Source organism: Rhodococcus sp. 21391 (genome assembly GCF_016772255.1).
GTDB classification, from domain to species: Bacteria; Actinomycetota; Actinomycetes; order Mycobacteriales; family Mycobacteriaceae; genus Rhodococcus_F; species Rhodococcus_F opacus.
Genome location: NZ_CP063783.1, coordinates 156058 through 168453, shown reverse-complemented (window position 1 = coordinate 168453; position 12396 = coordinate 156058). Strand labels below are relative to the sequence as shown.

Sequence of the window (12396 nt, the reverse complement as noted above, 5' to 3'; positions counted from 1 at the left end):
ACCGGCACCGGTCGTGATTCCGACGAGCCCGCCTGCGGCCGTTCCGCCCGTGCCGAAATCGACGGTCAGCTACGGATCTTGCGATGAAGTGCGAGCCGCCGGCGCGGCACCGATCTACAAGGGTGAGCCCGGATATTCGACGAAGCTCGACCGCGACAAGGACGGAATCGCCTGCGACAAATGACACGTCGCGGAGCTCCCTGAAACGTCGCCCGCGCTCAGCGTAGTCGGCGGCGCCATGTGAGGGCCGGACGCACACAGAACCGCAGTGTCAGACTTGCCCGCGCCAGCTGAGCTAATCCGCACCACCTCCGCTGATACCAGCGTCGGCCCTTCACGCCCCTGAGTGCCGTCGCCCGGCCACACGCGGATAAGTGCCGCTGATGTGGACGACATCCCGTCCATCACTGTTCCCGGTGTCCATCCTGCAACCATCGCGGTTCCGCTGCTCGGTGATATCTCAGGTCCAGTTCACCCCAGACGAAACGGCGCATGCACGTGCCTCGGTAGGCAGATTGCCCGCCGACCGTGGATGCCCGCTGCGTGCCGGCCGAGTCATTTACTGGGTATACAGACAGCGCGCAAGCCTTCTGGTAGTACCAGAACCAAATCCAGTCGAGGGGTCGGGATCGCTCACTACTCAAGGCAGACAACCGTTCACGCGCCACGCGAACCTATTTGCACCGAAATCGCGCGTCCACTCGCATGCCCGAATCCCCACGATCTATGGTGAGCGTGCTCGAACATCTGCGGGGGTGGCACACATCTGTTGGCACGCCCCTATCCCCTGTGTGAAAGGACCTCCATGGGCGTCACCCTTGCCAAAGGCGGCAACGTTTCCCTCGACAAGCAAGCCCCCAACCTGACCGCGGTCGCGGTCGGGCTCGGCTGGGACGCGCGATCGACCACCGGCCACGAATTCGACCTGGACGCCAGCGCACTGGCGACCGGCGAGAACAAGAAGGTCCTGTCGGATCAGCACTTCGTGTTCTACAACAACCTGCGATCCCCCGACGGGTCGATCCAGCACGAAGGCGACAACCTCACCGGCGAGGGCGACGGCGACGACGAGGTGATCAACGTCGACCTCAAGGCCGTGCCGCCGAACGTCACCAACATCTTCTTCCCGGTCTCCATCCATGAGGCAGAACTGCGTGGTCAGAGCTTCGGGCAGGTCACCAACGCGTTCATCCGCGTCGTCGACCGGGCCACCGGCAACGAACTGGTCCGCTACGACCTCACCGAGGACGCCTCCGCCGAAACCGCCATGACCTTCGGTGAGCTCTACCGGCACAACGGGGAATGGAAGTTCCGCGCCATCGGCCAGGGCTACGCGTCCGGACTGGCAGGTATCGCCCGCGACTACGGCGTCAACATCTGACCCGTCTCAAAGGTTTTCGGGGAGGACCCGCATGTCCGGGTCCTCCCCGGTGTTCGCCCGCCCTGCAGTAGCCACCCTGCATGCCCACTAGAGAAAGGCCACGCTTCGTGGTTCTGCGAATATTCGGTCTCTCCTTCGCCGTGACGGTGATCTCCCTGATCATCGCGGCGATCTACGGAGGCCCCCAGGCCGTCCTGCTCGTGGTGATCCTGTCGATCCTCGAGATCTCGCTGTCCTTCGACAACGCCGTCATCAACGCCACCGTGCTGCGCCGGATGAGCGAGTTCTGGCAGAAGATCTTCCTCACCGTCGGCATCGTCATCGCGGTGTTCGGCATGCGCCTGGTCTTCCCCCTCGTCATCGTGTGGCTCGCGTCCGGCCTCGGCCCCGTCGCCGCCCTCGACCTGGCACTCAACCCGCCCGCCGACGGTGCCGCGTACTTCCCCGACGGCAGCGCCAGCTACGAAACCCTGCTCACCGACGCCCACCCGCAGATCGCGGCGTTCGGCGGCATGTTCCTGCTGATGCTGTTCCTCGGTTTCATCCTGGAAGAGCGGGAGATCACCTGGCTGTCCTGGCTGGAGAAGCCCCTCGCCCGCGCGGGCAAGCTCGACCAGCTCGCCGTCATCATCGCCGGCGCCCTGCTGCTGATCACCGCCGCGTACATCGCCCCCGAGGACACCGTCTCCATGGTGATGATCGCCGGCGTCCTCGGCATGGTCACCTACATCGCCGTCAACGGTCTCGGTGAGCTGTTCAACACTCCCGAGGGAGACGAAGACGGCGAACTGGTCGAAGGGTCCAAGGGCGGACCGACCGAGCTGGCCAAGGCCACCGGTAAAGCCGGGTTCTTCCTGTTCCTCTACCTCGAGGTCCTCGACGCGTCGTTCTCCTTCGACGGTGTGATCGGCGCGTTCGCGATCACGTCCGACCCGATCATCATCGCCCTCGGCCTCGGCTTCGTCGGCGCGATGTTCGTCCGTTCCATCACGGTGTTCCTGGTCCGCAAGGGAACCCTGTCGGACTACGTGTACCTCGAGCACGGCGCCCACTGGGCCATCGGCGCACTGGCCGTGATCCTGCTGGTGTCCATCGGCTACCACGTCAACGAGAACGTCACCGGCCTCGTCGGTGTCGCCCTCATCGGTGCCGCCTTCATCTCCAGCATCATCCGCAACCGCCGCGGCCTCGAACCGGTCGAGGCGACCGTTGACCGTGACGACGAACCGGAGAAGGTCACCGTCGGTTGAGGCGAGTTCTCAAGACCCGCTGAGCCGTCCCAGACGACGACCGGGACACCGTTCACCCCGCCGCGCCGCCGGCGCGGCGGGGTGAACCCCGACACGGTCGCCCCCTTTGCCCGTGGGCGCCGACCAGCAGCCACACCCGGTGCGGGTGGCACCCTTCAACAACGCAAAATGCAGGAGCGAAACCCATGACTTCGCTTGTCCGCGGCCAGAACACCCCACTGACCTCACCGCAGCTGACCGTCAGCGTCGCCGGCGTCTCCCCCGGGACCGTCGATCTTATGGTTTTCCAGGTCACCTCCACCGGGAAGGTGCGAAGCGACAGCGACTTCGTCTTCTTCAACCAACCCGCCTCCCCCGAGGGAGCGGTCCGGCTCACCGGCCCCAGCACCGTCGCGGTAGACGTCACCAAGGTGCCGTACGGGATCGACACGCTACGCCTGGCCGTGAGCATGGACGACTCCGCTCCCGGCAGTCTCGCCGCCATTGCCGGTCTCGGGGTCACGCTGGGTTCGGTCTCGGCCCCGGCCCTGGGCCTGACCACCGAACGGGCCGCCGTCCTCGCCGAGATCTACCGGCGCGGTGAACAATGGAAGATCCGGAACGTTTCCGCCGGCTGGGACAGCGGCCTCAAGGCCCTCGTCACCGAACACGGTGTCACCGTCGACGACGCCCCCACCCACCCGCCTGTCCCCACCCCTGCGCCCACTCCCCCAATCCAGCTACCCAATACCGTGATTCGCCCTCCCGCGCCCACCCCGCCTCCGGCGCCGCAGCCGCGGGTCCAGCTCAGCAAGATCACCCTCACCAAGGCAGCCCCCACCGTGTCCCTCGCCAAGGGCGGCGCCACCGGAACGATGCGGATCAACCTCAACTGGACCCGCGGCCGTCGCGGATTCCTCGGCAACGGCGCGATCGACCTCGATCTCGCCTGCCTGTACCAACTCAACGACGGGTCCAAAGGCGTCGTCCAGGCGCTCGGCAACGCGTTCGGTGACCTGCACTACCCGCCCTACATCGCCCTCGACGGCGACGACCGCTCCGGCCTCAAAGCCGGCGGCGAGAACCTGCACATCAACCTCGCCCACCTCGCCGACTTCAAACGCATCCTCATCTTCGCCTACATCTACGACGGCACCCCGAACTGGTCCGCCGCCGACGGCGTGGTCACCCTGTACCCACCCCACGGCCCCGAAGTAGAAGTACGCCTCGACTCCCCCGACCACCGCACCCGATCCTGCGCGATCGCCCTGCTGAAAAACGAAAAGAACGAACTCACCGTCACACGAGAAGTGCGGTACATCAACGGCACCCAATCCGAAATCTCCAAATCCTACCGCTGGGGCCTGAAATGGACCGCCGGGCGGAAATGACTACGCTCGAGTGACCGATCGAGGAGTGATCGCCGCCGGACGGACAACCCCCATCCGACGACCACACCACGATGTCAGCACGAGTGCCGGAATCGACTACCGACTGAACCGAAGCCGATCGGCCTCGCCTGACCGCGAGAAAAGACCACACAGCGACACACCGCCCGGGCAGATTCGGCCACCGATAGTGGCCGTTTTGGTGCGGGAGACAGTTCTCGGCACCGACACTCACCCAGCAGGTGCCAGCGGAACTCCCATCGGCCACTCGGTGCACACTGTCGACCAGCAGTCGTGAATGCAACCTCCCGTACCAGTCGCACCGACCGTCCGCCCGCGTTCATGGCTGTGACACCGGCGCGCTCATCTTCGGTGAGCCTGGCTTCGAAGAGACAGGCAAGGGTTCGTCCACTGAACGTCCGTCGGATTCAGAGAACCCGGCAACCCGGAGTCGGTGGGTCACGCTCAAGAGCGGACACCACTCGGTTCAGCCGCCCACAGCCGGCAACTTCGCCGCAGCGTCATGGAAGGCACGCACGATTGCGGCCGAAATCCGACCGCGCAAGGACACTTCACGGCCCTCCCCGATCGCCCACTCTCGAATCTCCTTGGCCGTCGTCTTCGCCGGAGCCGTGCCCGCCACTGCTCCCTTCACCGGAGCCTCCTTCTCGACAACCTTCCCCGCGGCCGCCTTCCCCGCGGCCGCCTTCCCCGCGGCCGCCTTCCCCGCGGCCGCCTTCTTCACCGGAGCCTCCTTCTCGACAACCTTCTCCGCGGCCGTCGTCTTCGCCGGAGCCTCCTTCGTGACCGTCTTCTTCGCCGACGCCGCTTTCGCCTGAGCCTTCGTCGCCTGAGCCTCATGGAAAGCTTGTTCGATCTCGGCCGAAATCCGACCTCGGGGAGACACTTCGCGACCCTCTCCGATCGCCCACTCGCGAATATCCTTGGTCGTCGTCTTCGCCGAAGCCTGGCTCACCGCCGGTACCTTCGTGGCGACAATCTTCTCCGCGGCCGTCGCCTTCGCCCCTACCGTCTTCGCCGGCAATTTCCTCGCAGACGCCTTCTTCGCAGCCGTCTTCTTCGCCCCAGCCGTCTTCTTCGCGGGAGCCTTCTCCACGGCCGTCTTCCTCGCCGGAGCCTTCTTCGTGGCCGTCTTCTTCGACGGCACCGTTTTTGCCTGAGCCTTCGTCGCCTGAGCGTCATGGAAAGCTTGCACGATCTCGGCCGAAATCCGGCCGCGGGGAGACACGTCGCGACCCTCTCCGATCGCCCACTCTCGAATATCCTTGGTCGCCGTCTTCGCCGAAGCCTTGCTCACCGCCGGTACCCTCGTGGCGACAAACTTCTCCGCGGACGTCGACTTCGCCCCTGCCGTCTTCGCCGGCGACTTCCTCGCAGACGCCTTCTTCGCAGCCGTCTTCTTCGGCCCGGTCGTCTTCGCCGGCGTCTTCTTCGCGGGAGCCTTCTTCGCGGAAGCCTTCCCCGCCACTATCTTCTTCGCGGCCGCCTTCTTCGCCGGCACCGCTTTTGCCTGAGCCTTCGTCGCCTGAGCCTCATGGAAAGCTTGCACGATCTCGGCCGAAATCCGGCCGCGGGGAGACACTTCGCGACCCTCTCCGATCGCCCACTCGCGGATCTCCTTGGTTGTCCCCGTCGCCGAACCTTCGGAAATCCTCGGTGATACCGCCATCGTGCTCTCCTTCTACGTCAGGGCAATCGTCGAACGCACACAGTAACGGCAGCCTCGTCCCACAAACGAGGAAGCTCACCGAACTAACAATTCACCGTCTCAAGACATTGTCCATGTGGGCAGACCACACACGATCCTCTTCGAGCTCAAAATCACATCGCACCGAGCTTCATCCAGGACGAGCACGACTCACCCCGACAGGGACCATTCTCCACCGAAATCCCGAAATAGCTTCGGCAGCTGCGGCATTGAAGTGGCCGACAGTGCCGAATTCGGTGTTCACGGTGCCGAGCAGGGTGTGCGCCCGACGGCCCACCACCTACTCACCGACGACTGTGCCGCAATTCCGGCGGTGCAACGCCTCCCGGACTCAGGGTCACAGCGGCACCGAACCTTACCTCGCGAAGGCCGCGCGCCGGCCACATCCCCAGCAGCCCGGAGAACCCCGTCGTGGCCGTGCCACCGCATTCGGAATGTGGTCACCCACGCCCGGCATCATTCACTTGCGCACCGCACTCACACGGTTCACCCGAAACCGACTGCGGCACCGTGCACACGAGTGGAGACAACTCGGCGCAACACCGCGATGATCAACCGGCACCGGGACGGCTACCCTCGCGACAACAGTGGGGCGCGGCCGGCCGAGAAACCGCGGGTGCTCACTCCGATCAGCCGGCGTCAGCCCGTACGTCGCCGCGCTATCCCCATGTCGGATCGAAAATCGTGACCGCGGCGGCGAGCACCCTCCCTCGGGCCTATCCGTCGGCCGGACCGCAACCGCCGTCAGCGTCGGTGGTTTTTCGTCCGCCGACCAGCACAAGCGCGAGCTCATTGCATCCGTGCCGGCACTCGTAATACAGCCCCCGCGCGACGATCGTGCGGGTCAAGATGTCTGTCGCGGCTCGGCGGGTCTGCGCGTAGTCCCACCCACGTGCACGCCGTCAGCTAGGCGCCCCGGCCGAGCCCGATGATGTTCTGCCGGCCACCCGGACCGCCACCCTGACCTCCTCGTCGAGCACCAGTTCCGTCCACGACTTGTCGGCCAACCATCGCGTGCGGACGATCAGGTCCGGTGGCCTGGCCGCGCAGTATTGCCTCGGCAACCACGGCCCCGACGGACAGACCGATATACACCGCGGTCCACTCCCCCATCGCACCGGTTCCCTTCAGCGCTGACAAGGTCTCGGGGCACATCGTCACGGCTCGGCACCCGGCCCCGAAGCCCCCGTGTCGGGGGCGGAAGATCTCCCGGTTCAGGCGCAGCGGCGGCCGGTGCGGGTCGCCGCGTGCGCAATGAATGCCCTCTACCAGCACAGATTCGGTGAGGTGCGGTTGACGTACGGTGTGGGGATGGGATCGCCCATACCAGTCTGTACGCGCGCGTGGCGCAGGACTTCACCGATCGTCTCCTGGGCTGCCCGCAGGACCGCTGGAACTCTGCCTCCCCCTGCCCAGGCTGGACCGCCTGGGACGTCGCCGCCCATGTGGTGGGTAACCACCGACGGGCCTGCGCAGGGCTCAGGGGAAACGGCTACCGGGTGCCTACCGCCGGGGAGGACGTGGTGGCCGCATGGCTGGATGCGACGGCCCGGGTAGAGCGATCTCGCCGCGTAACTCCGGGGGTGCGCTGATCGACGGACAAGGGCGGGTCGTGGGGATGAGTCAGGCCTACATTCCCCCGTCGGCGGGTGCGGTGGCTCTGGGCTTCGCCATCCCCGCGGCGAATGTCTCGATGTCGCGGACCAGGAGGCCGACCCAGGGATCTGACGGTGCAATCCTGAGATGATGCCCGAGGTGACTGTGGCCTCGAACCCCAGTGGACTGCCCACGACTACGGCGAGCGCACCGACCTCCGGCAGCGCTGTCTCGAACGTCGCCGCAGTCAGATCCGTGCGGTCCGCTTGAAGGACCGCGACGTCGGTCACGCGATCGACGGCCCGCACGTTCGCGGACACCTGTTGCCCGTCCGCGAATGCCACACTCACCTCCCGGGCACCCTCGACCACGTGGGCGTTGGTGACGATGGTGCCGTCAGTCTTGTAGACGATGCCGCTGCCCACGCCGGACCCGGTGAGCACGGTCACGACCGAGGCCTCCACCTGCCGGACCAGTGCCGGCAGGTCTACGGCAGGCCCGGCTGAGGGCGTCGAGGTGGTGGGAGCCGAGGCGCCGCATCCCGCGAGGAGGAGGACTACGACTATCTACATCGCCGACAGCCCGGACGAACGCGCCAGCAGTCTCGGGTACGAACGGGTGCGATCGCCGAAACCATCTGCCGGGATCTGCCACTCGATCCCTCCATCGTGGGGATCGTGCCCGCCAGCGCCGTGGCAGGTCGCACCCTGACCGCCCTCACCGTCACCCGCACCCTCACCGTCGCAGCACTACACGCCCGCACCTCTTCGCTTCTTGTGCGCTTCCTCGTAGGCGACGATGGCGCGGATGTCGGCCGGACCGGTCAGGTCCTTGACCGCGGCCACCGCCTCGGAGACGTTGAGATCGTCGTAGCCGGTGATGGGCAGCTCGCCGGGTTCGAGGACTCCGGTGGTGGTGCGGGTGGAATGGATGGCATCGGTGACCGCGTCGGCGCCTTCGCCGCGGGTGACCTTCTCCGCGGTCTCAAGGGCCGCGTCCCGGGACGCGGCGAGGGTCTTGCCGGCGACGTCGCCGGCGTGCGCGCCCCGGTTCAGCAACTCACCGAGCGCCGGTGGCGTGGCGCGGACGGCGTCGAGGGCCCGGTCCAGACCGCGAGCCGACCAGGAGACCGGCACGTTGACCAGCCGCACCGCGGTCCCGGTGGCCGCCTGGAGCGGGGTGCGGCGCAGCGCCGCCGGCCCACCCAAGGCCTCCTCCGCGAGGACGGTGGTCAACCAGTCCACGGTCGCCGAGTGGGCAGCGATCAGTCGGAAGCCAGATTCTCGACGTCCTTGTTCCCGGCCGCGACGGCGAGGGCCTTGATGTAGCGAGCTCGGTCGAGGAGTTGGTGCTCGAGCGCGAGATCACCGAGCAGGGCCTCATCGAACGGCTGGGCCTGCTCGCCCATCGCTTGACCGCGGCAGCGGCGCGTCCGAGGAACGGTCGATCAGTTCCGGGACGCCGCTGAATTCGCGGATGGCGGCCTCGATGGCCTCGGCGCGGGCGCGCCCGTTGTCGGCGTTCTCGGTCAGTTCGCTTCGGTGCGGGCCTGGGTGGTCCGAGTTTCGGCGATCTGGAGTTCGGTGTTGGTCAGGTCGAGGACTGCGCGCAGCTGCGCCAGAAAGGTGGTGGTGTCGGATGTGCTCTGCGGATTCTCGGCCTTCGGCGTTGACAGCATTGGGTCGGCGCAGGGTGCACCGCTACCGCGACTCCCCGGCCTACCGTCCGATAACCCTCCGGTCTGGCCCCGGAACACCACTATCGGGCGAGCTGCAGCTCTTGTTCCGCCCACTCACTCCCGCGACACCCCCGGCGCTCCACTGCCGTAACCAGTGGGGGACATGCCACAACACGGGGTCAACAGGCCCATCACACCGCGGGTGTTTGTGGGCGATGAGCTTGGTCGCCCCTGTCTTGGGCAGGACCCGGAGTGCGATTTCGGGGTCGGGTGGCCTTTGCATATTCGAAAGAAACGAAAGGTGTTACGATGTTTTCGAAATGGAGGTTCACCCATGGTGGCACGCGCACTCGAACAGCACACGTTTCTGCCGCAGGCGTCCGACGAGTTGGCGTCGGTATCCAGTTTCCTCGCCGCGCATGAAGCCCGGCACGGAAACACTGTGGAGCCTCGCTACATGCTGGCCGGTGCCGACGAACACGATGTGGTGGTCGTTCCACGCGAGGTGCACGAAGTCCTCAAGCACGTCGTCGATGCGCTGCAGGCCGGTCGCGCGGTCACCGTCGCTCCGCAGACCACCAAGCTGACCACTCAGCAGGCGGCCGACGTGCTGGGTGTGAGCCGTCCGACGGTCAAGCGTCTGATCGAGGTCGGAGATCTGCGGGCAGAGAAGGTCGGTACGCGCCACCGTCTGCTGCTGCGTGACGTGCTCGATTACCAACGCGAGCGCCGGGCCCGCCAGTACGAAGCCCTGGCGCAAACGACGGTCGAACTGTCCGACGAGGACGATCCGGCAGTAGTGCGCGAGCAACTACGCGAAGCCCGCAAAGTCGTCGCGCAGCGCCGGCGAGCGGCCCGCGGCTGAAATACTCGACGGATGTTTGCAGCGGTCCTCGATACCTGTGTTCTGTGGCCGAGTCTCCAACGAGACTTCCTGCTGTCGCTCGCCGTGGAGGGTCTCTACCGTCCACTGTGGTCCGATGCCGTCCTGGAGGAGCTCGAGTACCACGAGGCCCTGAAGTTGGTGAAGCGTGGATCGGCTCCCGCTGCTGCGGAGGCTGCGGCAAAGAAACTGATCGCAACCATGAACCGGGCTTTCGATGACTCGATGGTCGAGGGTTGGGAACCGCTGGAAGGAACTTTCGGGCTCCCCGATGTCGACGACGAACATGTGGTCGCCGCGGCGGTCATCGGCGGTGCCGGCGCTATCCTCACGGATAATCTGAAGCATCTTCCGAGAGATTATGTGCCAGCTGCGATTCAAATAGTGTCGGCGTCCGAGTTCGCCGCCGACACAGCAGCGGTGTCCCCTTTCAGGGCGCTGGCGGCCGTGGAGACAATCTCCGCGCGTTTCCACAACCCACCGCGGGATGTCTCCGAGATCCTCGCGCTTCTCCGGACTCGCTACGGAATGGATGATGCCGTCGACATCATGGGTGGCACCTAATCGACTGACTGGGGCCGACCGCCACCGCCGCGGCGATTCCCTTTGTCCATGGAATCGCCGCGGCCGTCAAAGTGTCCTGACACGACGGTGTCCCCCACCGCAGTAAGGGCCACCCGTCACAAGCGGCGCGCAAGGCTTGAAACCACTTGGTGGGGCTGCCTACCGGGTTCACGCCCCGGAGACCTCCTACACAAGCCACTTCCCTCGGCTAGGTAGCTAAAAGCGGCGTAGCCAGATTATTGAGTCAAGTTTGCGGTGTTCGGGTCATGTTTGCGTGCTTGATGTTTCAGGCTGCGAGTTGCGCTGTGGCGGTGAGGGTATCGACGGCGGTGCGGTACGCGGTGGCAGCTGCTCGCAGGCGTCCGGGAGTTGTTGTGGGGGTGGCGAGTTCGCCAGGCCGGTGCGTAGGACCCGGTCGTGGACACAGGTGAGGAACTTCGCGGTGTCGAGTTCGAGGTCGGTGACTTGGTAGCGGTGGGTGTGCTCGATCCGGGTGATGAGGTTGCGAGTTTTGAGCCGGCGCAGGTCGTAGGTCATTTGCCCGGTGGACACCGTGTCCGGGTCGAGTCCGCGCAGCTCGCCGGTGAGGGTGCGCAGGTCCTTGTTGGTGAATCCGTTCGGGTGCAGCCGGAAGACCAGCAGTGCGGAGAGCAGGGCGTGGCTGCACTGGTCGGTGAACCGCAAGCCCGGGACGCGGGTGCCGGTGGGGGTGGTGACCGGACCGGTGACGGCGGTGAGGGCGTTGGCGCCGGTGATCGGGTCGTGGCTGAGTCGCCCGGCGCGCAGCAGGCGTCGGTTGGCGTGGAAGCCGATCTCCCGCAGTGCGGGCAGATGTGTCGTCGTTTCCCGAGGTGGAAATCGCGGGTGTCGTTGATGGTGGTTTCGGTGCGTAGGGCGCGTCCCTGTTGTGGTACTGCTTGATGGTGGTGTGTTTGTAGTCGACGTGCAGGCTCGGGGTGACGCCCTCGGTCATCACCCGGGTGCGGAATCGTCCCGGGGTGGCACGGGGTCCGCGGCGCATCAACCTGCGGTCGAAGACCAGCGTGACCTGATCGGGGCGGCCGAGGTCGAGGTTGTCGCGGATGACCTGTTCGAAGAAGACCCGCCCGGAGACCGGGGCGTCGAGCATCTGGGTCAGGGAGAACTCCGCCTGCAGCACCGACAGGTCGTAGCGGTAGCCGGCATCCCGGTCGGTGTCGGTGAACGGGTCCGGCAGAATCGCCAGCCACTTCCGGAGCAGGGCATCGATCCGGGGACCGGTCAGCCGGTCACAGATCGCCTGCAGCGCGACCGGATCGTCAACGGCGGCGAACGCGTTGTCGAGTGCGGTGAACCCGAGCCCGGCCCTGGCCGCCTGCCGTTGGGCCCAGTGGTGGCCGTTGATGCACAGTTTGGCGTTGTACGGGAAGTACGAGCAGAACTTGAGGAAGAACGGGCCGAAGTCGGCGTCGACGCAGTAGAAGTATCCGTGGTCCTTTCTGCTCTGATCAGGGCGGCGTCGGTGCCGAGACGTGTCGTTGTCCGCGGCAAGGCGGTGATGTCTAGCCGCGCCGGAAGTCGAAATCCGCCGGGCCCGCGGCAGGTGTTCCGCGTCGAGCTCGAGGTCGCCGTCATCAGCGAACACGAGTGGGCCGTCGTCGAGCACGATCGCCCACCGGCGGACCAGCGCCCGGCCCCCGCCGAGTTGGTCCCGAACGGCGGGCTCGTCCGCGTAGTCCTCGATCACCACGCCACGAACCGGGTGCGGATGCTCAGAACCGGTACCGGTACGGACTACGACACGCGATCCCACCACCACCGCCTCACCCCCCGGTTCACGTGTAATACCTGGCATACCGATCAGGTGTGCGGCGGGCCCGCCGGAGCGGTGTGCGTCTGTCGTCGAGGTGTTCACGCGCGAATGTCCTACTCTCGTATCGGTGGATCCAGCTGCGCCGGAGTCGTTCTC

At 66.1% G+C, this 12396-nt stretch carries 11 protein-coding genes and 5 pseudogenes; 10 read left to right on the top strand and 6 right to left on the bottom strand.

The features are described from left to right. The first annotated feature begins 49 nt into the window (after positions 1–49). The 4 genes from GO592_RS45635 (at position 50) to GO592_RS42875 (ending at position 4001) form a co-directional block, all read left to right on the top strand. Positions 50–184, top strand: a complete 135-nt coding sequence (locus GO592_RS45635; RefSeq protein ID WP_237720510.1) for an excalibur calcium-binding domain-containing protein — start codon at positions 50–52, stop codon at positions 182–184. Positions 185–805: 621 nt separating this feature from the next. Next, positions 806–1381 (top strand): TerD family protein, encoded by a 576-nt coding sequence (locus tag GO592_RS42885; protein ID WP_007298959.1) that lies wholly within the window; start codon positions 806–808, stop codon positions 1379–1381. Between the two features lie 107 nt (positions 1382–1488). Next, complete coding sequence (locus GO592_RS42880; RefSeq protein WP_237737286.1) at positions 1489–2631, top strand: DUF475 domain-containing protein; 1143 nt, start codon at positions 1489–1491, stop codon at positions 2629–2631. A gap of 185 nt (positions 2632–2816) precedes the next feature. Beyond that, positions 2817–4001, top strand: coding sequence for a TerD family protein (locus GO592_RS42875; RefSeq protein WP_202715312.1), 1185 nt, complete (start codon positions 2817–2819; stop codon positions 3999–4001). Between the two features lie 484 nt (positions 4002–4485). Here the strand turns inward: GO592_RS42875 and GO592_RS45630 are convergent, their stop codons facing one another. Further along, the gene (locus tag GO592_RS45630) at positions 4486–4974 is read right to left on the bottom strand and encodes an Lsr2 family DNA-binding protein (RefSeq protein ID WP_007295665.1); all 489 of its coding nucleotides are present in this window, start codon (positions 4972–4974) and stop codon (positions 4486–4488) included. Here GO592_RS45630 and GO592_RS45625 point away from each other — a divergent pair. Beyond that, positions 4943–5179 carry a hypothetical protein gene (locus tag GO592_RS45625; protein WP_007295664.1) on the top strand — a complete coding sequence of 79 codons (237 nt, stop codon included), beginning with the start codon at positions 4943–4945 and terminating at the stop codon, positions 5177–5179. The two genes, GO592_RS45630 and GO592_RS45625, sit on opposite strands and share 32 nt — an antisense overlap. 65 nt (positions 5180–5244) lie before the next feature. On the opposite strand, the pseudogene GO592_RS46855 reads toward GO592_RS45625, so the two are convergent. After that, positions 5245–5316 (bottom strand): annotated as a pseudogene (locus tag GO592_RS46855) (Lsr2 family DNA-binding protein); the annotation flags it as partial. Between GO592_RS46855 and GO592_RS45615 the strand changes: the two are divergent. Next, positions 5285–5533 carry a hypothetical protein gene (locus tag GO592_RS45615; protein ID WP_007295663.1) on the top strand — a complete coding sequence of 83 codons (249 nt, stop codon included), beginning with the start codon at positions 5285–5287 and terminating at the stop codon, positions 5531–5533. The pseudogene GO592_RS46855 and the gene GO592_RS45615 overlap by 32 nt on opposite strands. 26 nt (positions 5534–5559) lie before the next feature. Here GO592_RS45615 and GO592_RS45610 read toward each other — a convergent pair. Continuing rightward, positions 5560–5688: pseudogene (locus GO592_RS45610) on the bottom strand (Lsr2 family DNA-binding protein); the annotation flags it as partial. Between the two features lie 1382 nt (positions 5689–7070). Here GO592_RS45610 and GO592_RS42865 point away from each other — a divergent pair. Beyond that, on the top strand, positions 7071–7319 hold the full coding sequence (locus GO592_RS42865) for a maleylpyruvate isomerase N-terminal domain-containing protein (protein WP_237720336.1): 249 nt from the start codon (positions 7071–7073) through the stop codon (positions 7317–7319). Then, positions 7286–7411: pseudogene (locus tag GO592_RS45605) on the top strand (signal protein PDZ); the annotation flags it as partial. The gene GO592_RS42865 and the pseudogene GO592_RS45605, both read left to right, overlap by 34 nt. A 91-nt stretch (positions 7412–7502) precedes the next feature. Here GO592_RS45605 and GO592_RS45600 read toward each other — a convergent pair. Beyond that, positions 7503–7694 (bottom strand): annotated as a pseudogene (locus GO592_RS45600) (trypsin-like peptidase domain-containing protein); the annotation flags it as partial. 378 nt (positions 7695–8072) lie between these two features. Next, positions 8073–9001: pseudogene (locus GO592_RS42855) on the bottom strand (ferritin-like domain-containing protein). Between the two features lie 334 nt (positions 9002–9335). Here GO592_RS42855 and GO592_RS42850 point away from each other — a divergent pair. Together GO592_RS42850 and GO592_RS42845 are read left to right on the top strand one after the other, a co-directional pair. After that, positions 9336–9866: a helix-turn-helix domain-containing protein gene (locus tag GO592_RS42850; protein ID WP_007295660.1), complete on the top strand. Its 531-nt coding sequence runs from the start codon at positions 9336–9338 to the stop codon at positions 9864–9866. Between the two features lie 12 nt (positions 9867–9878). Continuing rightward, entirely contained in the window at positions 9879–10448 is a 570-nt protein-coding gene (locus tag GO592_RS42845; RefSeq protein ID WP_007295659.1) for a PIN domain-containing protein, read from the top strand. Positions 10449–10712: 264 nt separating this feature from the next. Here GO592_RS42845 and GO592_RS42840 read toward each other — a convergent pair whose 3' ends face one another. Then, positions 10713–11132, bottom strand: coding sequence for a hypothetical protein (locus GO592_RS42840; RefSeq protein ID WP_202715311.1), 420 nt, complete (start codon positions 11130–11132; stop codon positions 10713–10715). Between the last annotated feature and the right edge of the window lie 1264 nt (positions 11133–12396).